The following is a 23,799-nucleotide window of genomic DNA, read 5'->3' on the forward strand; positions in this document are numbered from 1 at the left end:
CAAAGCGCAACGGCAATACATGGCCCTAAACCATCACCGTTCGAATCGCCACTGTTCACCAGAACCTATCAGCAGCAGGTTAGCAATTGATTGCCAGGTATCATCTGATCGCTTTTTTTGCAGCCGCTCTGGCGGGGGGCTGTTCAGCGGATCGGGACGGCGACGGCATCCATGATCCTTACGAGCCGATGAACCGCAAGGTTCACGCCTTTAACCGGGCGGTCGACTCGCGCGTCGTCAAGCCGCTGAGTTCTGGCGTGTCGGGCAAAGATGGCAAGGGTATCGGCAGCCATGTAGTTGAGGCCGCAGGAAATTTCGGCTCGAACCTTGCATTGCCGGGCACGGCGGTGAACCATCTTTTACAGGGCAAGCCTGCGCCAGCGGTGCGCACGACCTTTCGGTTTTTGGTGAACTCGACGTTGGGATTTGCGGGGCTGCTTGACCCAGCCGGCAAAGATTTCGCCCTGCCGGAAGAGGATACCGATTTCGGCCAGACACTGGCTGCCTGGGGCGTGGGTGAGGGTGCTTATCTTGAACTGCCACTGATTGGCCCCTCGACTGAACGTGATGCGGTGGGCCGCGTCGTCGATCTGGTGATTGATCCGATGCGCGGATGGCTGAACCGGGACCAGTATCTGATCGGGATGGGCGCGCGCGCGGCCTCAAAAGCCGGTGAACGAGGGCGTTTTAGCGATTCCGTCGATTCCATCCTGTATGAAAGCGCGGATAGTTATGCCCAGACGCGGCTGATCTGGTTGCAGCATCGCCGCCATGAACTGGGCGAAGAAGGAGAGAATATTGACCCTTATGCCGAATGAGTTCCGGCGCCATAACCGGCGCGGTTTTCTGGGCCTGATCGGCGCGGGGCTGGCACTTGTCGCTCAGCCGGCTTGGGCGCTGGATACCGACGAGGCGCGGGCGCTGATCGAGAAATCTTTGAACGAGGTCTATACGGTCATCAACTCGGGCCAGCCTCCGGCGCAGATGTTCAAGGCGTTTGAGGCGATCTTTGCCCGCTATGCCGATGTGGACATCATTGCGCGTTCCGCGTTGGGTCCGGCGGCGCGGCAGGCGGGTGCGGCCGGGTTTGCCGCCTATAAACAGGCGTTTCAGGGTTATATCGGCCGTAAATACGGCAAGCGCTTCCGCGAATTCATCGGCTCAGAGATCGAGGTGACGGGCGCACGGCCGGTAAAGTCATTCTATGCCGTGACCTCGGTCGCTTATCTTAAGGGACGCAGCCCGATGGAGGTTGAATGGCACGTTTCGGACAAGTCCGGGCAGAGCCGCTATTTCAACATCATCATCGAGGGGGTGAACATGCTCGCCTCGGAACGGGCCGAGATCGGGGCGATGCTTGCGCGGCGCAAGGGCGATATCGCGGCGCTGACCGCCGATCTGCAGCAGGCGGGATAAGGCAGGTAGGCCCATCGCAAGTTAAAGGCCGGTCCCTTGGGGCCGGCCTTTGTCGTTACTCCTGATAGACGCCCTCGATATTTCGCAGCGCCTGGGTCAGCGGATCATCTGCGCCGCCATCGGCGGGCGCAGGTGGCGCGGCTTCGGGGTTCGAAGTCACGGTCTGAGCCGGGAAGGTCGGCACACCACCACCCGCCGCAGGGTCGGGCAGGGCCTGGCCGCCCTCGACAGGTGCTGTCTGAGCTTGCGGCGAGGGTTGGCCAAGCGCCTCGGACAGCGCGGCGGCAAGCGGATCGGCTGCGCCGTCGCCCGTGGTGCTGACCACCTGCGGCACTGCGCTATCCGGGTCAAAGGCGAAGTTACCCAGCGGCTCGACGGGCAAGCCCTCGTGGATCTCGTTCATGACGGCCTGCCAGACCTCGGCCGGCAGCCCGCCACCCGTCACGCCCTTGAGCGGAGTGTTGTCGTCATAACCCATCCAGACGCCGGTCACATATTGGCCGGTAAAGCCGATGAACCATGCGTCGCGATAGCTTGAGGTCGTGCCGGTCTTGCCTGCAGCCGGTCGTCCTGCAAGCCGCGCCCTGCCGCCGGTGCCGTTTTCGATCACCTGCTGCATCATGCCGATCAGCTCGCGCGCTGCCTTTTGTGAGATCACGCGCTGGCCCATGCCGCCGACCTGACCGATCAGCGCCTGATCGTCACCCTTGATGCGCAGTTCAACCAGACCGTAGGGGCTGACGGCAGTACCTCCATTGCGGATGCCGGCATAGGCGCCGGTCATGGCCAGCAGGGTCGATTCTGACACCCCAAGGCCCAGCGACGGGCCGCTGGCCAGATCGTTCGAGAAGCCAAAGTCCTGCGCTACGCGGCGTACCGCATCACGGCCGACGATTTCCTGAAGGCGGATCGTCGCGGTGTTCAGCGACTGCGACAGGGCGCGGGTCAGCGTCACTTCGCCGAGATAGCGGCGCGTATAGTTCTGAGGCGACCACGGGCCCGAGCCGCGCACGTTGATGGTAAGCGGCGCGTCCAGAACGGTGTCGTTCGGGCTATACCCCTGATCCAGCGCGGCGGCATAGACAAAGGGTTTGAAGCTGGAGCCGGTCTGGCGCTTGGCCTGCGTTGCCCGGTTAAAGGTGCCGGTCGCGGTATTGTCGCGCCCGCCGATCATGGCACGCACCGCGCCGTCGGGCGACATCACGACCACCGCCGCCTGTGCCTTCGACCCCGGTGCCACCTTTTCGTCAAAGATGCGCTTCAGCGCCCGTTCGGCCGCGCGTTGCACACGCTGGTCGAAGGTGGTCTTGATAGTGACATCCTCGGTCGTTTCGCTGGTCAGGAAGCCGGGGCCGGATTCCATCACCCAGTCGGCAAAGTAACCGCCCGCCCGCGCCGCAGCCGCCTTGGAAAGCGCAGCCGGACTGGCCTTGGCCTCGGCATAGGATTTGTCGTCCAGATAGCCCTGTTCATGCATCAGCCCAAGGATGACCGTTGCCCTGTCCTGCGCCCTTTGCAGGTTCGAGGTCGGCGCGAAATAGCTTGGTGCCTTGAGCAGGCCGGCAAGCATTGCTGCCTCGGCGGCGTTAACCTGAGCTGCTGATTTGTCGAAATAGCGCTGTGCTGCCGCCTCGAAACCGCGCGCGCCCGCCCCGAGGTATGAGCGGTTCATATAGATGTTGAGGATATCCTCTTTCGAGTATTTCGCCTCCATCGCCAGCGCGTAGGGCACTTCCTTGATCTTGCGCCAGATCGAGGATTTGCGGCATTCGGCCTCGAAGTCGGCTTCGGATTTCCAGCGGATCGGGTCAAAGGTCTCGCCAAGGCACAAAAGCTTGGCGACCTGCTGCGTGATGGTCGAGCCGCCGTTGCCTTCAAGCGGGCCGCGTCCTTCGGACATGTTGATCTTGATTGCGCTGGCAATACCGCGCGGATCGACGCCAAGGTGGCGGTAGAATCGCTTGTCCTCGGTCGCAACCACCGCGTCCTTCAGGACCGGGGCGATCTTGTCGGCGCTGACCATGCCAAAAGTTTCACCACGCCAGGCGAACACCCGGCCTTCGCTGTCCTGCATGGTGACCGAGCCGCGGGCACGACCGTCGAAAAGCGCCGCAGGTTCGGGCAGCGTCGTGTAGTAGTAAAAGCTTGCGGCAAAGAGAATCAGCGCCACCGTCAGGCCAAGCCGCCAGAACGAGCCCCAGATTACCCGCCAGATCAGCAAAACGAATCCGGCGATTCCGCGCGTCACCACATTGCCCCGGCGCGGCCTTTTGGGCGGCTTTCCGGAACGACGTGGGGGCTGTTTCTGCGTTTTCTGAGGGGCTTGGTCGAAATTGCGCTTGTCCGCGACAATGCGGCCCCTGCCGGTCGGTGTCTTCATGCCTGCTTTCCTGCCCAGCCGAGTAGTCCGGCCTGTAGCTGCGCAAGATACATGAAAGCCCGCGCCTTGAGAACCGCGATGACCTATCAGTGAACTGCCGCGACATGGCGCAGAACCCGGCGTTGATGCCCTAAATTCGGGCAGTCGAGGCGCGGGCTCGGCCGAAAGCTGCACAAACCTTGTGCCAGCGGGGCAGGGGCGGGTTTTCTGACCGGGACATGGAACTGCTGCAACGCAGAAAGAAGGTGCAGGAAACATGATGAGACCTACCGCGATCAAACCCATGATCCCGGCGCTTGCCCTCCCGCTTATCGGGCTGGCGGTGCCGGCCCTTGCGCAAGAGGCTGCGGCCCCCGCCGGCACTGTAGAAGCCGTGGTCGAGACCGTCGCGCCCATCGTCGACAAGGGTGACACGACCTGGATGATGGTTTCGGCCATTCTGGTCATGGCCATGTCCATTCCGGGGCTGGCGCTGTTCTATGGCGGTCTGGTCCGGGCGCGGAACATGCTGTCGGTGCTGATGCAGGTCTTTACGATCTTCTGCATCATGTCGATCCTGTGGGTCTGCTTTGGCTATTCGCTGGCCTTCACCGGTGCAGGCTCGGCCGAAGAGGCGACCTGGCTGACCCCCTTTATCGGCGGTCTTTCGAAGGCGTTCCTTGCCGGGGTTGATACCTCATCGCTGGCCGAGACCTTCACCACCAATGTCTATGTGCCGGAATATGTCTTCATCATCTTCCAGATGGCCTTTGCCTGTATCGCCCCGGCGCTGATCGTCGGCGCCACGGTCGAGCGGATGAAGTTTCAGGCGGTGCTGGCCTTTGTGGTGATCTGGTTCTTTATCTCTTACCTGCCTATGGCCCATATGGTCTGGTGGTGGGGCGGCCCCTCGGCCTATGACGCGCCCGGCGGCTATCTGTTCGGCCATGGCGATCTGGACTTTGCCGGCGGCACCGTCATCCACATCAACGCTGGCGTCGCTGGTCTGGTCGCTGCGCTGGTCGTCGGTCCCCGCCTTGGTTATGGCCGCGAGCTGATGGCCCCGCATAACCTGCCCTTTACCTTCCTTGGCGGCTGCCTGCTGTGGATCGGCTGGTTCGGCTTCAACGCTGGCTCGAACATGGAGGCCACCGGCACCGCTGCCATGGCGATCCTGAACACCACGGTCGCGACCGCCGCCGCTGCGCTGGCCTGGGCCTTTGGTGAGTGGCTGTTCCGCGGTCATCCCTCGCTGCTGGGCGGCGTTTCGGGGGCGATTGCCGGTCTGGTTGGCATCACTCCGGCGGCTGGTTTCGTCGGCCCCATGGGCGCCATTGTCATCGGTCTGGCTGCGGGCTTTATCTGCATGTGGTTCGTCATCAGCCTGAAAGCCAGGCTGGGCATCGACGAAAGCCTTGATGTCTTTGGCATCCACGGGGTCGGCGGCATTGTCGGCGCGATCCTGACGGGGGTCTTTGCTGCCCCGTCGCTGGGTGGGTCGGGCATCTACGATTATGCCACGGAGTCGGTCGCGGCGAGCTATGACATGTTCGGTCAGGTTACCACCCAGACGCTGGGTGTGATCGTGGCGGTGATCTGGTCGGCGGTTGCTTCGTTCATCGCGCTGATGATCGTCAAGGCGCTGATCGGCCTGCGCGTCTCGGACAGCGACGAACGTCAGGGTCTGGACGTCACCACCCACGGCGAAAGCGCCTACAACAGCTAAGGCAGCATCATCAGGCAAAGGAAAAGCCCGGCATAAAGCCGGGCTTTTTCATGTGTGGATGGCGGGCGCTCAGGACAGTCGCGAGACCACGAAATCCGCAAGGTCGGAAAGGATCTGGCGCAGTGGCTGATCCGGTGTGGCCAGCAGCGCTGTTTTGGCCCGTTCCGCCCAGGCGATGGCGTCGGCGCGCGATGCATCCAGCGCCTCGCGCCGGTGCAGGATCTCCAGCGCGGTGGTCAGATCGGCCTCGTCCTGCTGGCCCTTGCCGATCGTGCGTTCCCAAAAGGCGCGCTCAGTCGCATCGGCGCGGGCAATGGCCTTGATCACCGGCAGGGTCAGCTTGCGTTCGCGGAAGTCGTCGCCGACGTTCTTGCCGATGGTGGTCGAGGAGCCGCTGTAGTCCAGCAGGTCATCGACGATCTGAAAGGCGATCCCCAGCGCGTCGCCATAGCCGAACAGCGCCTGCTGCACCGTCTTATCGGCGTGGGCGACCACCGCGCCTGCCTCGGTCGCGGCCGAGAACAGCGCCGCAGTCTTGCCGCGCACGATCTGGATATAGGTGTCCTCGGTGGTCGTGATGTCCTGCGCGGCCGTCAGCTGCAACACCTCGCCCTCGGCGATGGTGGCGCTGGCGTTCGACAGGATATGCATGACCTCCATGCTGCCGGTTTCGGCCATCAACTGAAAGCTGCGGGCGAAAAGGTAATCCCCGACCAGAACGCTGGACTTGTTGTCCCACAAAAGGTTCGCAGTCGGGCGACCGCGGCGCTGCTCGCTTTCGTCGACCACATCGTCATGCAAAAGCGTGGCGGTGTGGATGAATTCGACGGCGGCGGCCAGCAGCACATGCGCCTCACCCTCGTATCCGCACAGCCGTGAAGCTGCGAGCACCAGCATCGGCCGCAGCCGCTTGCCGCCCGCCTCGACCAGATGGGCGGTGACCTCGGGGATGCGGGGGGCGTGACGGCTTGCCATGCGCGTCCGGATCAACGCATTGACCCGTTCCATATCCCCGGCGAGTTCGGCCGAAAGCCGGTCCAGCGGCTTGGAAACGTTTTCGTTCATGCCCATCAGCGATCCCCTTTCGTCGCAAGCCATTGCCACGCCATGGACACATTCGCAACAGGGGCGTAGCTTTCCGGGGTCATGAAAGAGCTTCTGCGCACCACCGATCCGCTGCTGATCACCCGCGCCGCCGACCTTTTGGCGGCCGAGGGGATCCAGTCCTTTCCGCTGGACCAGCACATGAGCGTGCTTGAAGGATCGCTCGGCATCCTGCCCCGGCGGCTGATGGTGGCGGACCGCGACCTGTTCATGGCTCGGGCGATCCTGCGGGACAATCGCATCCATCATGACTGAACTGCGAGAGGACGGCTTTCTTGGTGGGCGGCTGCGCATCCGTCAGCCCACGCGCGGTTATCGCGCCGGGGCGGATGCGGTGATGCTGGCCGCTGCCTGTCCGGCGCGTGCGGGCGAATCGGTGCTTGAACTGGGCTGTGGGGCAGGGGCGGCGATCCTGTGTCTTGGCGCGCGGGTGCCAGGTTTGCGGCTTGCCGGGTTAGAGCTGCAACCTGCCTATGCCGAGCTTGCAGCGCAGAATGCCACAGCAAACGGCTTTGCGCTTGAGGTGCATCAGGGCGATCTGGCGCAGATGCCAACCGCCCTGCGCAGCCAGAGTTTTGATCACGTCATCGCCAACCCGCCCTATTTCACCGATGGCACCTTGGCGCCTGATGCGGGCCGCAGCCGCGCCCGGCACGAAGAAACGCCGCTTGGGCTGTGGATTGCGGCCGGACTGCGCCGGCTGCAGCCGGGGGGGTGGATCACCCTGATCCAGCGGGCGGATCGGCTGGCGGTGATTCTCTCGGCGCTGGGAGCGGCGGCGGGGGCGATCACTGTGCTGCCGGTCGCGGCGCGTGAGGGGCGCGAGGCGGGGCGTGTTATTGTTCTGGCCCGTAAGGGCGCGCGGGCGCCGCTGCGCCTGCTGCCACCCTTTGTCATGCATGCAAAACCGTTACATTCCGCCGATGAAGAGGACCTGACCGAGGCCGCACAGGCGGTTTTACGCGGGGGTGCGGCACTTTCGCTCGGGGCGCCGAATTTTCGGTGACAATGTGACGATTCTGTGTTGCAATCCTCTGGTTCGATCAATCCAAGAGGAGGACGAAATGTCGGTTGAATCCCATGTGCAGGAGCTTCGCCGCAAACATCAGTCGCTGTCGGACGCTATCGAGGCCGCGCATCGCAGCCCCGGCATGGATGACCTCATCATCGCCCGGATGAAGAAGGAAAAACTTCGCCTCAAGGAAGAGATTTCTCGCCTGTCGCATTGATTCAGCGACACGGGACGGGGGAACCTGCCCCCGGCATAACCAGCGAAATAAGAAACGGCCCACGAGATTTCGTGGGCCGTAACCTTTTCAGGGCCGCGTATCAGGAGAAATACTGTCCGCCATTGGCGCTGATGGTCGCGCCGGTGATAAATCCCGCGTCATCCGAGGCTAGGAAGACAACGCAGCGGGCGATCTCTTCCGGTTCGCCCAGACGACCGACCGGGATCTGGGGGATGATGCGCTCATTCAGGACTTTTTCGTCGATGGCGCGGACCATCTCTGTGCCGATATAGCCCGGGCAGATCGCATTTACGGTGATCCCGGCACGCGCGCCCTCTTGCGCCAGTGCCTTGGTAAAGCCGATGTCGCCCGCTTTGGCGGCGGAATAATTCGCCTGCCCTGCCTGCCCTTTCTGACCATTGATCGAGCTGATGTTGACGATGCGGCCGAACTTGCGGTCACGCATCCCGGACCAGACCGGATGGGTCATGTTGAAAAGACCGGTCAAGTTGGTGTCGATTACCTCTTTCCACTGCTGCTGGGTCATTTTGTGAAACATCGCGTCACGCGTGATCCCGGCGTTATTGACCAGTACCGCGATGGGGCCAAGCTCCTCCTCGACCTGTTTGATGCCTGCGGCGCAGGCGTCGTAATCCGCCACCGACCATTTGTAGGTCTTGATACCGGTTTTTTCAGTAAAGGTGCGGGCGGCGTCGTCATTGCCAGCATAGTTTGCCGCAACAATATAGCCCGCCTCCTTCAGCGCCTTTGAAATTGCCGCGCCAATACCGCGCGAACCACCGGTAACAAGGGCCACTTTTGCCATTTTTCGTCCCCCTCTGAAAATGGTCTTGAAATTGTGTTACCGAACAAGGCTGGTGTGCGCAAGATAGTTGCGCACACCTTTTGCGTGACTTCCTGACGGTCAGGGACGCTCAAGACACAGGGCAACGCCCATGCCGCCGCCTATGCACAGCGTGGCAAGGCCTTTCTTTGCATCGCGGCGCTTCATTTCGAAAAGCAGCGTGTTCAGGATGCGGCAGCCCGAAGCACCGATCGGGTGGCCGATGGCGATGGCGCCGCCGTTCACGTTGACGATGGCCGGATCCCAGCCCATGTCGCGGTTCACGGCAAGTGCCTGAGCGGCAAAGGCTTCGTTCGCCTCGACCAGATCCAGATCGCCAACCGACCAGCCGGCCTTTTCCAAAGCCTTGCGGCTGGCGGGGATCGGACCGGTGCCCATGATCTGCGGATCGACGCCGGCTGTCGCATAAGAGGCGATGCGGGCGAGCGGCGTCAGACCACGGCGCGCGGCCTCTTCCTCGGTCATCATCAGCACAGCGGCCGCGCCGTCATTCAGACCCGAGGCATTGCCTGCGGTAACCGTGCCCTCTTTGCTAAAGGCGGGGCGAAGCTTTTGCATCGCATCCAGTGTTGCGCCGTGGCGGATGTATTCATCGGCATCAGTTACCGTGTCGCCTTTCCGGGTCTTGATCGTCACCGGCACGATTTCATCGGCGAACTTTCCGGCTTTTTGCGCGGCTTCGGCCTTGTTTTGCGAATTGACCGCGAATTCGTCCTGCGCTTCGCGCGTGATGCCCCATTTCGCAGCCACATTCTCGGCCGTGGTGCCCATGTGATAATCGTGGAAAGCGTCCCAGAGCCCATCCTTGATCATCGTGTCGAGCATTTTCATGTCGCCCATTTTCTGCCCGGCGCGGATAAAGGCGGCATGGGGGGCAAGCGACATCGACTCTTGCCCGCCTGCTGCAACGACGGTGGCATCGCCAAGGATCACCTGCTGTGCCGCCAGCGCGACCGAGCGCAGGCCAGAACCGCAGACCTGGTTGATCGTCCAGGCGGCGGATTCTTGCGGGAAGCCAGCCTTGATATGCGCCTGACGGGCGGGGTTCTGACCCTGACCGGCGGTCAGCACCTGGCCGAAAATGGTTTCCGAAATTTCGGCCGGATCGACGCCTGCGCGTTCGACCACGGCTTTCAGCACAATGGCACCCAGCTCATGCGCGGGGATGTTCGCAAAGGATCCCAGAAAGCTTCCGACGGGTGTGCGGGCTGCGGAAACAATTACGGCTTTGGTCATGACAGGCTCCTTCGCTGATGGCCGGGACAATCGGTTACAGCCAAACTGTTTCCTGTTTCGTTACTCAAGGTCAAGCGAACTCCGCGCTGCAGCAACGGCCCGGCGCATTGTCAGATGGTTCGGTGTCTTGCCGACCGGGCAGCGCTGCTTGGCGGATCACGCAGGGGCGGGTTTCGGGCTGCGACCGGGAAGGCGTGGGGTGCTGGCAGGGCGAAACGCGGACGAGAGCAGGGCGCGATTATTGTGCGGCCCTTTCGACTGACTGGCGCTGCCCTATTTGCGATGCGCCTGTGTGCCGGGGGATTTCCACGGCGGCACGATGGTTGGCGCGCCGAAATAATACCCTTGCAGGCAATCGACCCCCATTTCGATCAGGAAAGCCGCATCCTCGGCTGTCTCGACCGATTCTGCGACGGTGAACATGTCAAAATGGCGCGCGATGGATTGCAGCGCCCGTGCCAGCACCTGATTGTCACGTGTCTGGGCGATGTCGCGGATAAACTGCCCGTCGATCTTGATCATGTCGAAACAGAAATCCCGCAGGTAGCGGAACGAGGTATAGCCCGCGCCAAAATCGTCCAGGGCAAAACTGACACCGTGCGATTGAAGTTCGTGCATGAAGCGATCGACCGGTTCAGGCAGGCCCATGGCCGAGCTTTCGGTGATCTCAAGGATCAGCCGTTCACCGATGCTGTCGTTACCGGCAAGGCCCTGTTGCAGGATGCGCAGCCATGGAGAATAGCCGATCGAGCGCGCCGACATGTTGATCGACAGCCGCAAAGAGGGTTCCTGTGCAAGCGATTTTAGCCCCAAAGACAGGGACAGGCAGTCGATCTGACGTCCCAGTTCAGTGGTTTCCGCCAGTGGCATGAAATCCCTTAGCGGCACGATCCGACCGGTTTCGTCGATGATTCGGATCAGCCCTTCGTGAAAGGCAGCGCGGTCGGGACTGTCGGCCCGCACCACCGGCTGAAAGGCCAGAACCCCATCCCCGCGCGATACCGCCCGCCGTACGGAGGCCATCGTCACCCGCGATTGTTCATTGACAATGAAATCCAGCGGAGAGTCCGCCTTCTGAAGTGAATCGGTATTGTCGGTCATGCCAAGCTCCTGTCATTGTCGGAACTCTGGCGATGATGTCCTAACATCGCGTAAACTCTGTCTGCTTTCTCAATTCGAGGTTAACGTTTCCTTGCCTGATGTGATCAAACGCTGTGCCTGGTGCGGGTCAGACCCGCTATATGTCGCCTATCACGACCACGAATGGGGCGTGCCCGAATATGATTCGCGGGCATTGTGGGAAAAGCTGGTGCTGGACGGTTTTCAGGCCGGGCTGAGCTGGATCACCATCCTGCGCAAGCGCGAGACTTTTCGCGAGGTTTTCGAGGGATTTGACCCTGAGCGTGTCGCCGTCTGGGAAGAGGCCGAGATCGCCCGCGCTCTGCAAAACCCCGGCATCATCCGCCATCGCGGCAAGATCGAGGCGGCGGTCAAAAGCGCGCGGCTGTTTCTTGAGATTGAGGAAGGCGAGGGGTTTTCGCCCTTTATCTGGTCCTTTGTCGGCGGGCGGCCGATCCAGAACCATTTCGCCGCCATGAGCGATGTGCCCGTCAAGACCGCGGAATCAGAGGCGATGTCCAAGGCGTTGAAAAAGCGTGGTTTCAACTTTTGCGGACCGGTGATCACCTATGCCTTCATGCAGGCCTGCGGGCTGGTCAACGATCACATGACAGGCTGTCCCTGCCACGCCCGGATCAAGGCGCTATCGCCTGCCTGATCAGCTCTTTGGCGGTGTCGGACGACCAGTCCGCCCCGCCGATCAGTCGCGCTATTTCATTGCCGTCGCGGTCGATCAGTACCGTTACCGGCATACCCATCACACCCATTTGGCGCGCAAGCTGTTGGCGCGGGTCCAGGCGCACGGGCAGGTTGGTGATGTTTTCCTCATCCAGAAACTTGCGCACGGCTGGCGGTGGGTTGTGGCCCGCGGCGATGGCGACGACCTCGAAATCCTCGCCGCCCATTTCGGCCTGCAACGCGTCCAGCGAAGGCATCTCTTCGCGGCAGGGCGCGCACCAGGTCGCCCAAAAATTCAACAGCACCACTTTGCCTTTCCAGTCGGCAAGGCTGTGGGTGCCGCCCTCGGGGTCGGTAAAGGTGGTTTCGGGCACGGCCACCGGCTCGGTCCGGGTCAGCTTGGTCAGCCCGCCATCACTGGCGGCCTGCCAGTCGATTTCCCCCGCGAAAGCGGCATTTGCACCAAAGAGCAGCGCCGTATAAAGAACCAGCCAACGCATTTCACCCCCCGAAGGACAAGTCATGACCGAGCAGCCCAGCAGCACCGCTAACCAGATGTGGGGCGGACGTTTCGCCGCAGGCCCGGACGCGATCATGGAGGCAATCAACGCCTCGATCGGCTTCGACCAGCGGCTTTATGCCCAGGACATCCGGGGCAGCCGCGCCCATGCTGCGATGCTTGCCGCGCAAGGCATCATCAGCACTAGCGATGCCGAGGCGATCGGGGAAGGGCTGCTCACGGTCTTGTCAGAGATCGAGAAGGGCGATTTTCCCTTTTCGACCGCGCTGGAAGATATCCACATGAACGTGGAATCACGCCTGAAAGAGCTGATCGGAGAGCCGGCGGGCCGCCTGCACACGGCCCGTTCGCGTAATGATCAGGTGGCGACCGATTTTCGCCTGTGGGTGCGCGGGCAATGCGATGCGGCAATCGAGGGGCTTGGCGCGCTGATCCGCGCTGCTTTGTCGCAGGCCGAGCGGGGCGCGGATTGGGTGATGCCGGGCTTTACCCACCTGCAGACCGCCCAGCCCGTTACCTGGGGTCATCACATGATGGCCTATGTCGAGATGTTCGGCCGCGACCTGTCACGCTTTGAGGATGCGCGGCGGCGGATGAATGAATCGCCCCTTGGTGCGGCGGCGCTTGCCGGGACGAGCTTTCCCATCGACCGCGAGGCGACGGCGCGGGCGCTGGGCTTTGACCGGCCGATGGCGAACAGCCTCGATGCGGTCAGCGACCGGGATTTCGGGCTGGAGTTCCTTTCGGCCTCGGCGATCTGCGCGGTCCATCTGTCGCGGCTGGCCGAAGAGCTGGTGATCTGGTCCTCGGCCCAGTTCCGCTTTGTCACGCTGTCGGATCGTTTCTCGACTGGCTCGTCGATCATGCCGCAGAAAAAGAACCCCGACGCGGCCGAGCTGATCCGGGCCAAGATCGGCCGCATTCTTGGCGCAGCGGTGGCATTGTTCGTGGTGATGAAGGGCCTGCCCCTGGCCTATTCCAAGGACATGCAAGAGGATAAGGAACAGGTCTTTGACGCCGCCGACAACCTGATGCTGGCGCTGGCGGCGATGACAGGGATGCTGTCGGACCTGACCGCGAACCGCGAGCGGCTCGAAGCGGCTGCCGGGGCGGGTTTCTCGACCGCGACCGATCTTGCTGACTGGCTGGTGCGCGAGGCCGGCTTGCCCTTCCGCGATGCCCATCACGTCACGGGTGCATTGGTTGCCATGGCCGAGAAACAGGGGATCGACCTGCCCGATCTGTCGCTTGAGCAGATGCAGTCGGTCCATCCCGCAATCACCGCGGATATCTATGGCGTGCTTGGCGTGCATAATTCCGTCGCCTCGCGCACCAGCTATGGCGGCACCGCTCCGGCGCAGGTTCGCGCCCAGATCGCGCGCTGGAAGCAGAAACTGGGAGAGATCGCATGACGCAACCCCTGCTGTTTGCGCTGTTCGCGCTGATTTTGGCCACGCTGGCCGCCTGCGGTGTGGATGGCCCGCCGACCCGGCCCGAATCCACCCCCGAACCGGGGCTGCATATCAGCGGAGAGGCGCAGATCGGTGTCGTCTCGAAGCTCTGAGCTGACACCGGTCCGGCTGGTCTGGGCGGGGCTTACGCTTTTTGGCGCGGCCCTGGCGTTATGGCGGGGCGAAGTGCTGTGGCGTGGGGCCGGGGGGTCGGATCTTGTCGCTCATGCTACGCTGGCCTTCTGGTGTGTGATCGAGACAATGCAACGCCGCAACTGGATCGCGCTTCTGACGCTGCCGGCGCTGGCGCTGGGACTTGGTTGCGCGCTGCCGCTTTATTTATTCATCCGCTCTCGCAGGATCGCCTGATGGATCACTTTAACTACGTCGATGGCTGGCTTCATGCCGAAGAGGTGTCGCTGAGCCGTATCGCGGCCGAGGTCGGAACCCCGGTCTATGTCTATTCGACCGCGACGCTGACCCGCCATTTCCGGCTGTTCCAGCAGGCGCTGAACTGGACCGATCATCTGGTCTGTTTCGCGGTCAAGGCGAACTCGAATATCGCTGTGCTCAAGCTTCTGGGTGACCTGGGCGCGGGCATGGATATCGTCTCGGCCGGGGAATACGCCCGGGCGCGGGCGGCGGGCGTGCCGGGCGAACGGATCGTCTTTTCAGGCGTCGGCAAGACCGAGGCCGAGATGCGCATGGCGCTGGAAGGCGGCATCCGCCAGTTCAACGTCGAATCCGAGCCCGAGCTTGAGGTTTTGTCCCGCGTTGCAGTTTCGATGGGGGTCGAGGTGCCGATCGCCGTGCGTGTCAACCCCGACGTGGATGCCAGGACGCATGAAAAGATTGCCACCGGCAAATCGGAAAACAAGTTCGGCATTCCAATCGCCCGCGCGCGCGAAGTCTATGCCAATGCCGCGCGTCTGCCCGGGATAAAGGTGGTCGGCCTCGACATGCATATCGGCAGCCAGCTGACCGATCTTGAACCTTACCGGCAGGCCTATGCCAAAATGGCCGACCTGACCCGCGCGCTGCGCGCCGACGGACATCAGATCACCCGGCTCGATATGGGCGGGGGGCTGGGGATTCCCTATCGCCGCGACAATAACGCGCCGCCTCTGCCCATCGAATACGGACAGGTGATCCGCGATGCGGTTGGCGATCTGGGCTGCGAGATCGAGATTGAGCCCGGTCGCAATATCGCGGGCAATGCCGGTATACTTTTGTCCTCGGTCATCTATCTGAAAGAGGGTGAGGGGCGGGATTTCCTGATTCTGGATGCCGCCATGAACGATCTGATCCGTCCGGCGATGTATTCGGCCCATCACGACATCGTTCCGGTGCGCGAGGCTGCGCCGGGAACCGAGGTTGCGCCCTACGACGTGGTCGGTCCGGTCTGCGAAACCGGCGACACCTTCCAGAAGGGGACCCAGCTTCCCACACTGGCGCCCGCAGATCTGGTGGCGCTGCGCTCGGCCGGGGCCTATGGAGCGGTGATGGCCTCGGAGTACAACTCGCGCCCGCTGGTGCCCGAGGTGTTGGTCAATGGCGATCAATTCGCCGTCATCCGTGCGCGACCGACGCTTGAGGAAATGCTGGGACGCGATACCATCCCGGAATGGCTCTGATCGCTCAATCCCGTGCCGCTCTGGCCAGGGGGTCCACTCTCCCGGGCCTTCGTGGGATATTTGTCCACGAAAGAATGAGGGGGCAGGGCAATGACGCCAGCTGAACAGCGCCGGATCGCGCGCGCGGTCGCTTTGACCCGCGCCGGCATGTGGTGGGAGGCTTTGGCCGCCGCCTTCTGGCCGTTGGCGCTGATCGTTGCGCTGACGCTTGCGGCGCTGGCCTTTGGCGTGACCGATCTTTTCTCATCACGCGCGCTTTTGTGGCTTATTGGCTTTGTCGCACTGGCTGTTGTCGCGGCGGCGGGCTGGGGCATCTGGCGCTTTCGCCGCCCTTCGGCCGAGGCAGCGCGGCTGCGCGTTGATCTTACCCTGCCCGGACGTCCCTTGTCCGCCCTGCGTGACCGCGTTGCAGTCGGTGCCGGGGATGAGGGGGCGGATGCGCTGTGGCGCGCCCATCTTGCGCGGATGCGGGCCACTGCCCTTGCCGCGCGGCCAGTCGCACCTGATGCGCGGCTGCGCTGGCGCGATCCCGCCGGGTTGCGGCTTGCCGGGATGGTGGCGCTGGTCATGGCGCTGGTCTTTGCCCCGGCAGGTCAGCTGGGACAGGGGCTTGCTGCCCTTGGCGCGACGTTTCGCCCCCAGCTTGCCGAACGACCAGAGACTGAATCCGCGCCTTCATGGGAGGGCTGGGCCGAGCCGCCAGCCTATACCCGCCGCCCGACGCTTTACCTGAACGCATTGCCCGAGGGGCAGTTGCTGGAACTGCCCAAAGGTTCAAAGCTGAGCTTCCGGCTTTATGGCGAGGGGGGCGAGATCACGCAGGACATTGGTGCTGCGGTGCCGGATGGCGACCCTGCCGCACCAGAATTCATGGCTGAACGTGACGGCGTGATCGAGGTTTCGGGCCGCCGTTTCGATGTGACCGTTCTGCCCGATGCTGCGCCCGAGGTGCAGCCCGGCAAGGCACCCGAACGGCGCGCTGACGGGCGTCTGGTGCAGGATTTTACTGCCAGTGACGACAATGGCATAGCGGCGGGGCAGGCTGTGATCACGCTGAACCTTGCCGCGGTTGATCGCCGCTTTGGCCTTGCGGTTGAGCCTGAGCCGCGCGACGCGGTGGCGCTTGATCTGCCTCTGCCTGCAAGCGGCAATCGCAATGAGATCCGGGGGCGGCTGGTCAGCGACCTGTCGCGCCACCCTTGGGCGAACCTGCCTGTTATCATCTCGCTGAAGGTCGAGGACGGGATCGCGCAAGAGGGCGTCTCGGCCCCGATGCAGATGATCCTGCCCGGGCGGCGCTTTTTTGATCCGCTTGCGGCCGCGTTGATCGAAGTGCGGCGTGATCTGCTGTGGTCGCGCGAGAATATGCGCCGTAGTGCACAGATCCTGCGTGCGGCAAGCTGGCAGCCCGACGGCTTTATGGATCAGGAGCTTTATCAGGGTCTGCACGGCGTTATCGGTACGCTCGAATCCGGTGAACTGACCGAAGAAGCACGCAACAAGCTGGCGCAGGTCCTGTGGGATGCGGCGGTGGCGCTTGAGGATGGCGGGCTTGCCGATGCGCTTGAGCGGATGCAGCAGGCGCAAGAGCGGCTATCGGAGGCGATTCGCAATGGCGCCAGCCCCGATGAGGTCCAGCGCCTGATGAATGAGCTGAAACAGGCGACCGATGAATATCTGGATATGCTGGCGCAGCAGCAGGGCACGGATCCTTCCGAACGGTTCGACCGCTCACCCCAGAACAATCAGACCATCACCGGCGACCAGATCCAGCAGATGATGGATGAGATCCAGCGCCTGATGAACGAAGGCCGTATGGCCGAGGCGCAAGAGCTGCTCGAACAGTTCAACCGCATGATGCAGAACATGCGCGTGACCGAGTCCGAGGGCGGCTCGGGTGGTCGTCAGCGGCCCTCGGACCGGTTGGCCGAGACGCTGCGAGACCAGCAGAAGCTGGCCGACGAGGCGATGCGCCAGATGCAGAACCAGTTCGGTCAATGGATGCAGGGTGAGGACCAGCAGAGCCAGCAAGGCGATCAGGAAAACCAGTCGCTTGCCGACCGTCAGCGTGCGCTGCGCGAGGACCTGGGCCGGCAGCGCGGTCTTTTGCCCGGTCGCGGCACGCCTCAGGGCGAAGAGGCACGGCGTCAGCTCGACGAGGCCGGGCGCGCGATGGAAGAGGCCGAGGATGCCTTGCGTCGCGGTGATGCAGGGGGTGCGATGGAGGGGCAGGCGCAGGCCCTGCAATCCATGCGTGAGGGTATGCGCGCGCTTGGCGACATGATGGCGCGTGATCAGCAGCAGGGGCAGGAGGGCGCGCCACAGCAGGGCGGCCAGCAGGATGGACCCGAGGGGCCGTCGGGCGATCCGCGCGGTCAGCGCGGGCTGGCGCAGCCCTATGACCGCCGTCCGCAGACCGATCCTCTGGGCCGGTCGTTGTCGGGCGATGGTGGCTCAATCACAACCGGCGATCCTCTGGCCGAGGGGACGGACCCCTCACGCAAGGCGCGCGAGCTGCAGGACGAGATCCGCCGCCGCAGCGGCGAACGAGAGCGTCCGCGGGATGAGCGTGATTATCTGGGCCGTCTGCTGGAGAATTTTTAAGGGCTATTCGCCAAGAATGCGGTCGTGCAGCCAAAGTCGGCCGCGATCGACCTGTTCACGCCATTCGGTCAGAATGCCGCCTTCGGTGCCCGCCGTCAGCCGGGGCGTCAGCGCGTAAAGCGCAACAAGTCCCAATGCCAGAAGCACCGCAAGACCAAAGCCCGCGCCATAGCCCGAAGAGCGGCGCGGCTGCGGGATCAGTGCTGGTACAGGCGCAGGACGCGGCGGTGAGGGTGCCGATTCTACAGCCGCTGGCTCAATCTCTGCCGCAGGGCGAAGCAGGGGGCTGCCCAGAGATACGGGCGCCTCATCCTCATCTTTTGCCGGGTAACTGGCCTCGGCGTTGTCCGGTGCTGCTGAGGGCTGGATAAGCGGACGGGTCAGCGTCGCCGCCAGCTCTTCGGCATCGGGCAAAGCCGGGGCTATCGAGTCGGGCCAGTCGGGTTCGGGCCCGGCCTGCATGGTTTCCGCGGGTTCGGTGGGAGCGGGGGTATCTGGTTGCCCGGCTGGATGGCTCGTCGGCTTGTCGACGGGTGGTGCAGATTCGGTTCCGGTCACCGTGGTTGCGGGCCAGTCACTGGCTGGCTCGACCGCTTCCGGGATCTCGGGGGCGGTCGCGGGCGGTTTCTGATGGGGTTCAGGCTCGGCTGTCGCGGGATTGTGATCGGCTGCAGCGGCACGCTGTTCGGTGGCGCGGGCACGCATTTCACGCTCAGCCTCTTCGCGCAGGATTGACAGAACCGATTCGTCCAGCGGCCTGCTCAATACCGCAGAGGTGGCGGAATCGCCCCCCGCTGATGCCGTGGCCGACAGCGGGCGGACAGGGTTCACCACAGATTTTTCCGCCCTTGCCTGACGCCAGACATGTCCGCAGGCCGAACATTCGACCTCGCGTCCCGCAGGGGGAATGGCAGATTCCGCGATCTCGTACTGAGCCGCGCAGCGGGGGCAGGTAAGGCGCATGGGCGGGTCTTTCGGCTCCGGACGGGGCTGTTTCGATGATGCGGGCGTCTCGCATTCGCCGCGGGACTGTTCTATCAAGCCAGGAACCGCGCGCCAAGCAGCCCGCACGGAAAGGGACCACCAGTGATCGAGATGCAGAACCTGTCCTTCGGTTACAGCGGCAACGATCCGCTGTTGGCCGATATGTCGCTGACACTACAGCCGGGCTCGTTCCATTTCCTGACCGGCCCGTCGGGGGCGGGCAAGACGACATTCCTGCGGCTTTGTTATGCCGATCTTTTGCCGACCGCCGGGCGGATGACCGCCTTTGGTCAGGATGTGCGCGGCCTGTCGCGCGATGGCATTGCGGCGCTGCGTCGCCGGGTCGGGGTGGTGCACCAGGATACCCAGTTTCTGGACCACCTGCCGGTGGCTGAAAACATCGCTCTGCCGCTGATCGTTTCGGGTCAGCAGGTCGATATGGCTGCGCTGGGGGATCTGCTTGCCTGGGTTCAGCTTTCGGGCCACGCTCGCGCCCGGCCGCCCGAACTGTCGGGGGGTGAGAGGCAGCGCGCGGCGCTTGCCCGTGCCGTCATCATGTCGCCCGACCTGATTCTGGCGGATGAACCGACCGGCAACCTTGATTGGGATATGTCGATGCGGCTCTTGCAGCTCTTGATCGAGCTGAACCGTTCGGGCAAGGCGGTGCTGATTGCCACCCATGACCTGAACCTGATCCGTGCTGCCAAACAGCAGGTGCAGGCGCGGGTGCTGCGTATCGCGGGCAAAAGGCTGCAACTGGCAGGAGCGGACCTGTGAAGAAACCCGACCTGAAATCGCTGGATCTGGCGACCTTGTGGCGCGGGCTGACCCGCCCTGACCCGGCGGGAACCGATCGCGTCGTGCCTCCGACCGGGTTCACCGCGCAGCTGACGGTGTTCTCGGCTGCAGCCATGGCCTTTCTGGCGGTCTTTGCGCTGGCGCTGGCGCTGGCGACAGGACGTCTGGCCGAGCGGTGGTCGACCGAACTTGCGCAGACCGTGACTGTACGAATCGCAGCCCCCGAAAATCAGCTTGATGAGCAGACCGCCACGGTGATGGAGGTGCTCAAGACCACGCCCGGTATCGCCGAAGCCCGGCTTTTGCCCGACAGCGAGGTCGAACAGCTGCTTGAGCCCTGGTTTGGTCCTGACGTCCCGGTCGAGGCGCTGCCCGTGCCCCGGCTGATCGAAGTGACCGAGGACCGCGACGGCTTTGACGCCGAGGCGCTGCGCCTGCGTCTGCAGGGTGAGGCGCCGGGCGCGGTGCTGGACGATCATACCCGCTGGCGCCAGCCTTTGGTCTCGGCCGCGACGCGGTTGCGCGTGCTTGGGCTTTTTTCACTGCTGCTGATCGCGGCGGCTTCGGGGGCGATGATCACACTGGCCGCCAAGGCGGCGCTGGCGGCGAACGGGCAGGTGATCCGGGTGTTGCGGCTGATCGGTGCGCGCGACATCACCATCGCCACGGCCTTTGTGCGCCGCTTTACCCGTCGCGCCGCCATGGGGTCCGTCGCAGGTATGGTGCTGGGCATGGCGGCGATCTGGGCGCTGCCCTCGGTCGATCAGGCGGGTGGGTTCCTGACCGGGCTTGGCTTTCATGGCTGGGGCTGGCTTTGGCCGTTGCTGATCCCGCTTTGCGCTGCCGGGATCGGATTTGTCGCCACGCGTTGGGCGGCGCTGAAGATGCTGCGCGAGGTGCGCTGATGAGCCTTTATCACCCGCGGAAAGCCCCGGTTCTCGACTGGCCGCTGACGGTGATCTACTACCTTTACGCGGCGCTGGTGACGTTGGTGCTGGGCCTTTGGGGCCTGCCGCAGGTGCTGGTCCGCCCGGAACGCGCCCAGCGTGTCGCAAGCGTCTGGCTGGGCCAGATGCTGGGTGCTGCGCGGCTGATCCTTGGGGTGCGGGTCGAATATCGCGGCACGCCTCCGGTGGGCGATTGTATCGTCGCCTCAAAGCATCAAAGCTTTCTCGACATTCTTGCGTTGGCCCGCGCCTGTCCCCGCCGCGCTTTCGTGATGAAGCGCGAGGTGCTGCGCGTGCCGATCATGGGCTGGTTTGCCCGTAAGGTCGGTTGCATTCCCATCGACCGCGCCCGCGGCAAAGAGGCGATGAAGCAGATCATCTCTGGGATCGAGATCGCCCGCGCCCGCCCCGAGGGGCTGGGTCAGCTGATCATCTATCCCGAGGGCACCCGGACCCGTCCGGGACATAAGCTGCCCTACAAGCATGGCGCGGCGCTGATTCAGCGGGCCACCGGCCTGCCTGTCCATCCGGTTGCGGTGAACTGTGGCCTGTTCTGGCCCAAGCGCGGTATTCCGGTCCGTGGCGGTACCACGGTGATCGAATTCCTGCCCCCGCTGCCTGCTGGTCCCCGTGCCGACGAGGTGATGGAGGCGCTTGAGGCCAGTATTGAAAGCGCCAGCGATCGCCTGCTGGCCGAGGCGGGCGGCGTTCGCCCGGCTGGCTGACGCAGGGTCAGGCCAAAACGTTTTACCATTGCACCGACCGGCGGTTGCGGTCCAACCTGCCCGGCGGATTCGCGGGTCTTTGGGCCGAAACAGGAGGACGGAATGCGTCCGATCATCGACATTGATCATTTGTCCAAGCGCTACGACAGCGGCACGGTGGCGCTGAACGATGTCTCGTTGCAGATCAGCGAGGGCGAGATCCTTGCTCTGCTTGGCCCGAACGGAGCGGGCAAGACAACGATGATCTCGATCATCTGCGGGCTTGTCGTGCCAAGCGGTGGCACGGTGCGCGTCGGCGGGCATGACATTCGCAGGGACTGGCGCGCGGCGCGCAAGCTTATCGGGCTGGTGCCGCAGGAAATCGCACTCGAGCCCTTTGAAAAGGTTATCGACTGCGTGCGCTTTACCCGCGGCCTTTACGGTGCGCCGCCGGACGAGGCCTATATTGAAAAGCTGTTGCGCAGCCTTGCGCTTTGGGACAAGCGCGATGCCCGCACACGCGAACTGTCGGGCGGGATGAAGCGCCGGGTGCTGATTGCAAAAGCGTTGTCACACAGGCCCAAGGTGCTGTTTCTGGATGAACCCACTGCCGGGGTCGACGTCACCCTGCGGCGCGAAATGTGGCAGGTGGTGCAGGAACTGCGCAACGACGGCGTGACCATCATCCTGACCACGCATTATCTGGAAGAGGCCGAGGATATGGCTGACCGTATCGGCGTCATCAACCGGGGCGAGCTGTTGCTGGTCAAGCCCAAGGATGAGCTGATGGGAGAATTCGGTAAAAAACATCTGACCATCGCGCTGGACGTGCCGCTTGCGACCCTGCCGGCCGAACTTGCGGCGCGGGGTCTGACGCTTTCGGCGGATGGGCGTGAGATGGGCTATGATTATGACACCCGCGCCGAGCGTACCGGCATCGCCCGCCTGCTGGCCGATCTGGCTGAACGTGACATCGCCGTGCGCGATGTATCGACCAAGCAAAGCAGCCTCGAAGAAATCTTCATGTCCTTGCTCGAGGAGGAAACCGCATGAACTGGCGTTCCGCCCGCGCTATCTTTGGCCATGAAATGGCGCGCTTTTTCCGCACGGTCTGGCAATCGCTCGCCTCGCCGGTGCTGTCCACGGTGCTGTATTTCGTCGTCTTCGGTGCGGCTATCGGTGGCCGGATCCAGGCGATTGAGGGCGTGCCCTATGGCGCATTTATCGTGCCGGGGCTGATGATGCTGACCGTCCTGCAGCAATCGGTGGCCAATGCCAGTTTCGGCATCTATTTCCCGAAATTTTCGGGAACGATCTATGAGATCCTTGTTGCTCCGACCGGTTGGATCGAGGTGACGCTGGGCTTTGTCGGTGCGGCTGCCACCAAGGCGGTGATGATCGCGCTGGTGATCCTGTTGACCAGCTTTTGGTTCAACGGCGTCCATATTGCGCATCCGTTCTGGATGCTGGCCTTTCTGTTCCTGACCGCGCTTGGGTTTTCGCTTTTGGGCTTTATCATCGGGCTTTGGGCCAAGAACTTTGAACAGCTGCAGATCGTGCCGATGATGGTCATCACGCCGCTGGTGTTCCTTGGCGGCGCTTTCTATTCGGCCTCGATGCTGCCGCCTTTCTGGGAAGGGGTCGCTAAGCTGAACCCGGTGCTTTACCTGATCTCGGGCTTTCGCTGGAGTTTTTTCGGTCTTGCCGATGTGCCGGTCGGGCTGTCGCTTATCGCAGTGGGGCTGATGATCCTGATCTGCATGGCAATCATCCGCTGGATCTTTCTGACAGGATGGCGCCTGCGGGAATGACCGCCAGCGGGCAGGGGGTTAACGATCGGGGCAGCCGCGCAGGCCGCCCCTTTTTTATTTGCGGCACAGGCGGGTCTGCGGGTCCAGCCGCACATATTCCCGGGCCGAGATCTTGTGCATTTTGAGCGAATATTTCCACTCGCTGTTCCATTTGCGCAGGATGCCGTTGCGATAGAACTGGGCCATCAACTCATCGACCACCGGCGGGATAATGGTGGTGCCGGGCAGGCGCGGGGCGTGAAAGCCGACCGTCGCCCTGGGGCTGAGGCAGGCATTGGGCATGGTGATGTAGATGGTGCAGGCCGAGCGGCAATAGCCCCGGATTTCGACCGGGCGGCCGCTGGCAACCAGACGGTTGCGGTGGCGGATCGTCTTTACGACATTGCCGCCCTTGTCGTTCATGATCACGATAGGCTGACCCCGGCCACGGGCCTGAGCCTCGGACATCCCGGGCAGGGCGGTGATCGTGGCGCCAAGCCCCAGCATCAGGGCCAGCGCGGCAGCAAGGCGGTTGGTAAGAAGGCGCATCTTCATGTCCTTTGCTATGCCCTGCCGAACGCCCAGGACCAAATGACGTTCCGGCGAGCAACGCTTGGCGCTTAACAAGCGCCGCG

At 63.3% G+C, this 23,799-nt stretch carries 25 protein-coding genes; 17 read left to right on the plus strand and 8 right to left on the minus strand.

Annotation, left to right across the window (positions count from 1 at the left end; translation table 11 throughout):
• The first annotated feature begins 86 nt into the window (after positions 1-86).
• A complete protein-coding gene (locus tag F8A10_RS03245) occupies positions 87-818 on the plus strand; it encodes an MlaA family lipoprotein (RefSeq protein WP_085501210.1) in 732 nt (243 codons plus the stop codon).
• On the plus strand, positions 808-1,416 hold the full coding sequence (locus tag F8A10_RS03250) for an MlaC/ttg2D family ABC transporter substrate-binding protein (RefSeq protein ID WP_152367319.1): 609 nt from the start codon (positions 808-810) through the stop codon (positions 1,414-1,416). Before F8A10_RS03245 ends, F8A10_RS03250 begins: the two co-directional genes overlap by 11 nt.
• A 55-nt stretch (positions 1,417-1,471) precedes the next feature.
• Here the strand turns inward: F8A10_RS03250 and F8A10_RS03255 are convergent, their stop codons facing one another.
• Positions 1,472-3,796, minus strand: a complete 2,325-nt coding sequence (locus F8A10_RS03255; protein WP_010398266.1) for a transglycosylase domain-containing protein — start codon at positions 3,794-3,796, stop codon at positions 1,472-1,474.
• Positions 3,797-4,055: 259 nt separating this feature from the next.
• Between F8A10_RS03255 and F8A10_RS03260 the strand changes: the two genes are divergently transcribed.
• Entirely contained in the window at positions 4,056-5,501 is a 1,446-nt protein-coding gene (locus F8A10_RS03260; RefSeq protein WP_217809567.1) for an ammonium transporter, read from the plus strand.
• 69 nt (positions 5,502-5,570) lie between these two features.
• Here the strand turns inward: F8A10_RS03260 and F8A10_RS03265 are convergent, their stop codons facing one another.
• Positions 5,571-6,572, minus strand: a complete 1,002-nt coding sequence (locus F8A10_RS03265; protein ID WP_152366668.1) for a polyprenyl synthetase family protein — start codon at positions 6,570-6,572, stop codon at positions 5,571-5,573.
• Positions 6,573-6,647: 75 nt separating this feature from the next.
• Here F8A10_RS03265 and F8A10_RS03270 point away from each other — a divergent pair, with 75 nt between their 5' ends.
• The 3 genes from F8A10_RS03270 to F8A10_RS03280 are packed head-to-tail and all read left to right on the plus strand — an operon-like array spanning position 6,648 to position 7,834.
• Positions 6,648-6,860 (plus strand): putative signal transducing protein, encoded by a 213-nt coding sequence (locus F8A10_RS03270; protein ID WP_010398258.1) that lies wholly within the window; start codon positions 6,648-6,650, stop codon positions 6,858-6,860.
• Complete coding sequence (locus F8A10_RS03275; RefSeq protein WP_152366669.1) at positions 6,853-7,611, plus strand: tRNA1(Val) (adenine(37)-N6)-methyltransferase; 759 nt, start codon at positions 6,853-6,855, stop codon at positions 7,609-7,611. The genes F8A10_RS03270 and F8A10_RS03275 overlap by 8 nt, the downstream gene beginning before the upstream one ends.
• Positions 7,612-7,669: 58 nt before the next feature.
• Positions 7,670-7,834 carry a YdcH family protein gene (locus F8A10_RS03280; RefSeq protein WP_010398248.1) on the plus strand — a complete coding sequence of 55 codons (165 nt, stop codon included), beginning with the start codon at positions 7,670-7,672 and terminating at the stop codon, positions 7,832-7,834.
• A gap of 100 nt (positions 7,835-7,934) precedes the next feature.
• On the opposite strand, the gene phbB is transcribed toward F8A10_RS03280, so the two are convergent.
• The 3 genes from phbB to F8A10_RS03295 form a co-directional block, all read right to left on the minus strand.
• A complete protein-coding gene (gene phbB, locus F8A10_RS03285; RefSeq protein WP_152366670.1) occupies positions 7,935-8,660 on the minus strand; it encodes a beta-ketoacyl-ACP reductase in 726 nt (241 codons plus the stop codon).
• A gap of 99 nt (positions 8,661-8,759) precedes the next feature.
• A complete protein-coding gene (locus F8A10_RS03290; protein ID WP_152366671.1) occupies positions 8,760-9,935 on the minus strand; it encodes an acetyl-CoA C-acetyltransferase in 1,176 nt (391 codons plus the stop codon).
• Between the two features lie 273 nt (positions 9,936-10,208).
• Positions 10,209-11,036, minus strand: a complete 828-nt coding sequence (locus tag F8A10_RS03295) for an EAL domain-containing protein (RefSeq protein ID WP_010398239.1) — start codon at positions 11,034-11,036, stop codon at positions 10,209-10,211.
• Positions 11,037-11,127: 91 nt separating this feature from the next.
• Here F8A10_RS03295 and F8A10_RS03300 point away from each other — a divergent pair, with 91 nt between their 5' ends.
• The gene (locus F8A10_RS03300) at positions 11,128-11,712 is read left to right on the plus strand and encodes a DNA-3-methyladenine glycosylase I (protein WP_085501206.1); all 585 of its coding nucleotides are present in this window, start codon (positions 11,128-11,130) and stop codon (positions 11,710-11,712) included.
• Here the strand turns inward: F8A10_RS03300 and F8A10_RS03305 are convergent.
• Positions 11,690-12,232, minus strand: coding sequence for a TlpA family protein disulfide reductase (locus tag F8A10_RS03305; protein WP_085501205.1), 543 nt, complete (start codon positions 12,230-12,232; stop codon positions 11,690-11,692). The two genes, F8A10_RS03300 and F8A10_RS03305, sit on opposite strands and share 23 nt — an antisense overlap.
• A 22-nt stretch (positions 12,233-12,254) precedes the next feature.
• On the opposite strand from F8A10_RS03305, the gene argH reads away from it, so the two are divergent.
• The 5 genes from argH to F8A10_RS03325 all read left to right on the plus strand — a co-directional run bounded on the left by argH (position 12,255) and on the right by F8A10_RS03325 (position 17,941).
• Positions 12,255-13,664 (plus strand): argininosuccinate lyase, encoded by a 1,410-nt coding sequence (gene argH / locus F8A10_RS03310; protein ID WP_152366672.1) that lies wholly within the window; start codon positions 12,255-12,257, stop codon positions 13,662-13,664.
• Positions 13,661-13,816, plus strand: a complete 156-nt coding sequence (locus F8A10_RS21025) for a hypothetical protein (RefSeq protein ID WP_176224497.1) — start codon at positions 13,661-13,663, stop codon at positions 13,814-13,816. Before argH ends, F8A10_RS21025 begins: the two co-directional genes overlap by 4 nt.
• Positions 13,797-14,072: a DUF2834 domain-containing protein gene (locus F8A10_RS03315; protein ID WP_010398229.1), complete on the plus strand. Its 276-nt coding sequence runs from the start codon at positions 13,797-13,799 to the stop codon at positions 14,070-14,072. Before F8A10_RS21025 ends, F8A10_RS03315 begins: the two co-directional genes overlap by 20 nt.
• Entirely contained in the window at positions 14,072-15,337 is a 1,266-nt protein-coding gene (lysA, locus tag F8A10_RS03320; RefSeq protein ID WP_010398227.1) for a diaminopimelate decarboxylase, read from the plus strand. Before F8A10_RS03315 ends, lysA begins: the two co-directional genes overlap by 1 nt.
• Before the next feature lie 90 nt (positions 15,338-15,427).
• Positions 15,428-17,941: a DUF4175 domain-containing protein gene (locus F8A10_RS03325; RefSeq protein WP_152366673.1), complete on the plus strand. Its 2,514-nt coding sequence runs from the start codon at positions 15,428-15,430 to the stop codon at positions 17,939-17,941.
• A 3-nt stretch (positions 17,942-17,944) separates the two neighbouring features.
• Here F8A10_RS03325 and F8A10_RS03330 read toward each other — a convergent pair whose 3' ends face one another.
• Positions 17,945-18,904 (minus strand): zinc-ribbon domain-containing protein, encoded by a 960-nt coding sequence (locus F8A10_RS03330; RefSeq protein WP_152366674.1) that lies wholly within the window; start codon positions 18,902-18,904, stop codon positions 17,945-17,947.
• A gap of 123 nt (positions 18,905-19,027) precedes the next feature.
• Between F8A10_RS03330 and F8A10_RS03335 the strand changes: the two genes are divergently transcribed.
• The 5 genes from F8A10_RS03335 to F8A10_RS03355 all read left to right on the plus strand — a co-directional run bounded on the left by F8A10_RS03335 (position 19,028) and on the right by F8A10_RS03355 (position 23,185).
• Positions 19,028-19,702, plus strand: coding sequence for a cell division ATP-binding protein FtsE (locus tag F8A10_RS03335; RefSeq protein WP_010398222.1), 675 nt, complete (start codon positions 19,028-19,030; stop codon positions 19,700-19,702).
• Positions 19,699-20,628, plus strand: a complete 930-nt coding sequence (locus F8A10_RS03340; RefSeq protein ID WP_010398219.1) for a cell division protein FtsX — start codon at positions 19,699-19,701, stop codon at positions 20,626-20,628. The genes F8A10_RS03335 and F8A10_RS03340 overlap by 4 nt, the downstream gene beginning before the upstream one ends.
• Complete coding sequence (locus F8A10_RS03345; protein ID WP_152366675.1) at positions 20,628-21,395, plus strand: lysophospholipid acyltransferase family protein; 768 nt, start codon at positions 20,628-20,630, stop codon at positions 21,393-21,395. Before F8A10_RS03340 ends, F8A10_RS03345 begins: the two co-directional genes overlap by 1 nt.
• 102 nt (positions 21,396-21,497) lie before the next feature.
• Positions 21,498-22,427 (plus strand): ABC transporter ATP-binding protein, encoded by a 930-nt coding sequence (locus F8A10_RS03350; protein WP_085501197.1) that lies wholly within the window; start codon positions 21,498-21,500, stop codon positions 22,425-22,427.
• Positions 22,424-23,185 carry an ABC transporter permease gene (locus tag F8A10_RS03355; RefSeq protein WP_010398213.1) on the plus strand — a complete coding sequence of 254 codons (762 nt, stop codon included), beginning with the start codon at positions 22,424-22,426 and terminating at the stop codon, positions 23,183-23,185. Before F8A10_RS03350 ends, F8A10_RS03355 begins: the two co-directional genes overlap by 4 nt.
• A gap of 54 nt (positions 23,186-23,239) precedes the next feature.
• Here F8A10_RS03355 and F8A10_RS03360 read toward each other — a convergent pair whose 3' ends face one another.
• Complete coding sequence (locus F8A10_RS03360; RefSeq protein ID WP_227493403.1) at positions 23,240-23,713, minus strand: hypothetical protein; 474 nt, start codon at positions 23,711-23,713, stop codon at positions 23,240-23,242.
• Positions 23,714-23,799 lie beyond the last annotated feature (86 nt).

The organism is Paracoccus kondratievae (assembly GCF_009301415.1).
Classification (GTDB): domain Bacteria; phylum Pseudomonadota; class Alphaproteobacteria; order Rhodobacterales; family Rhodobacteraceae; genus Paracoccus; species Paracoccus kondratievae.